This is a genomic window from uncultured Clostridium sp. (genome assembly GCF_937920395.1).
Classification (GTDB): domain Bacteria; phylum Bacillota; class Clostridia; order Clostridiales; family Clostridiaceae; genus Clostridium_AD.
This window is the reverse complement of the sequence record NZ_CALEVF010000083.1, coordinates 1-2,508: the sequence shown is the minus strand read 5'-3', so window position 1 is coordinate 2,508 and position 2,508 is coordinate 1. Positions and strand designations below refer to the sequence as shown.

The window sequence follows — 2,508 nt, the reverse complement described above, 5'->3', positions numbered from 1 at the left end:
AATATGTAGAGATGAGAATATAAGATTTAACAAAATAGCAGTAGTTACTAGAGATTTACCAACCTATGAGAAATTGATAAAAGCGATATTTACGGAATATAATATTCCTTTATTTATAGATAAGAAAAAAGATATAACAAGTAACCCTTTAATCGTTTTAATAACCGGAGTTGTTGAGATTTTCACTAAAAACTTTAGTTATGAGGCAATGTTTAGGTATCTTAAAACAGGACTTTTGGATATAGAAAAGCAGCATATAGATATATTAGAAAACTTTATTATCGCAACTGGTATAAAGGGTAAGAGAAAATGGACAGAAATGGATTTATGGCAGGAAAAAATAGATTATTATTTTAGAGATTATTATAACAATGATAAGGCAAGCGATGAAGAAACACATAAAGTTGAGTCTACAATTAAGATTTTAAATGAAACAAGGGACAAAATAATTGTTCCATTATTACAATTTAAGGAGAAATTAAAAGGTAAAGGCACTGTCACAAAAATATGTACAACTTTATTTGAATTCCTAGAGTCTATAAATGTATATAAAACCTTAGAGAAATGGATAGAAAGTTTTAAAGCAGAAGGGGATCAGGAACTTGTTACTGAGTACAGTAAAATATGGAATTTAGTTATGGAGTTATTAGATCAGATGGTGGAGGTTATTGGTAAAGAAACCCTATCTCTTGAGGATTTCGTAAAAGTCCTATCCATGGGATTTAGCAAACATCAAATGGGGCTTATTCCACCGGCACTTGATGGAGTAACGATTAGTAGTGTTGAGCGTATAAAAAGTCATGACATAAAAGCATTATATATTATAGGGGTAAATGATGGAGTATTCCCAAAGGCAAGTAAGGAAGAGGGGATATTTACAGATAGCGACAGAATGATTTTAAAAGAAAACGGGGTAGAACTCGCCAGTGACACAAAAACCGAGGTGTTTAATGAGCAGTATTTAATATATGCAACTATAACTATTCCAAGTAAATATTTAAATATAACTTATCCTATAGCAGATTATGAAGGTAAAACTTTGAGACCCTCGATTATAATAACAAGGTTTAAAGCCTTATTTAAAAATCTAATAGAGGAAAGCAATATAACGCTTAGTAGTGACAGCTTGCATAATAAGGAAAAACCAAGAGATGGGTATGAAGCATTTGATAAACATGTATTACGTGATTTTTATCAGGTATGTGCTAAAGTGCCAACCTTTAATGATTTAATATTTTCACTTAGAAGATATTTAGAGGAGGGGAATATATCACCACTTTGGATCGCGGTTTATAAATGGTATCAGAAAGATCCATTATGGAGAGAAAAAAGTAATACCATTTTTCAAGGGTTTGACTATAAAAATGAAGTGAAAATGCTTGAGAAAGAAAAGGTAAAACGACTTTATGGAGAAAAAAATTACTTTAGTGTCTCTAGAATAGAAAAATATGAAGAATGTCCTTTTGCATATTTTGTTCAATACGGATTAAAAGCAAAAGAGCGAAAGACTTTTACATTTTCATCCCCAGACTTAGGTAGTTTTATGCACAGTGTGCTCGATGATTTTTCAAAACTTGTGGATAAAAGTGAAATAAAATGGGCAGATCTTGATAGAAATTGGTGTGAGAAAAATATAGGAAGCATAGTAGAGAAAGAAGCGGATGCGGGTACCAGTGGATATATATTAAACAGCACCCCAAGGTACAAGTACTTTACAGAGAGACTTAAAAGAGTTTTAAAGAAAACTATCTACGTAATAGTTGAGCAAATGAAAAATAGTGGCTTCGAACCCTTTGGCTATGAAGTGTCCTTTGGCAATAATGAGGGAGATTATCCACCAATACAAGTAGAATTATCAACAGGTGAAATAGTAAATTTAGTTGGTAGAATTGATAGAGTGGATAAGCTAATAAATGAGGGAGAGGAATTTTACAGGATAATAGACTATAAATCTGGGAATAAGGATTTTAAATTATCCGATGTATATTATGGACTTCAAATACAGCTGCTTACCTATTTAGATGCTATGCTTAGAAATGAGAAAGCTTTGTCTAAAGAAAATGCTATAACAAGCGAAAGCGTTGATGAACCTATTTTTCCAGCAGGTATACTATATTTCAAAATAGATGACCCAGTGATAAAGGCTAAAAACAATTTAGATGAAGAAGAACTAGAAAAAGCTATAATGAAAGCATTAAAGATGAAGGGGTTACTACTAGCAGATACTAAGATAATTAGGGAGATGGACAGAAATATAGAAGGTGCATCCCTAGTTGTTCCAGCATCTATTAAGAAAAATGGAGAATTAGGCTCAAGATCATCAGTTGCAACTATGGAGCAGTTTGATATGCTACTTAATCATGTAAAAGAGAACCTTATAAAAACTTGTGAGGGAATGCTTTCTGGAGAAATAGACATAAAACCATATAAGAAAAAGGATATTACTCCATGTAGTTATTGTGAATATACGGCTATTTGCCAATTTGACCCTACATTAAAAGAAAATAC

Annotated in this window: 1 protein-coding gene; it reads left to right on the top strand. The window is 31.9% G+C overall.

Annotation, left to right across the window (positions count from 1 at the left end; genetic code table 11):
* Positions 1-2,508, top strand: a 2,508-nt coding sequence (gene addB / locus Q0649_RS08625; RefSeq protein ID WP_298840276.1) for a helicase-exonuclease AddAB subunit AddB, incomplete at both ends; no start/stop codon positions are given.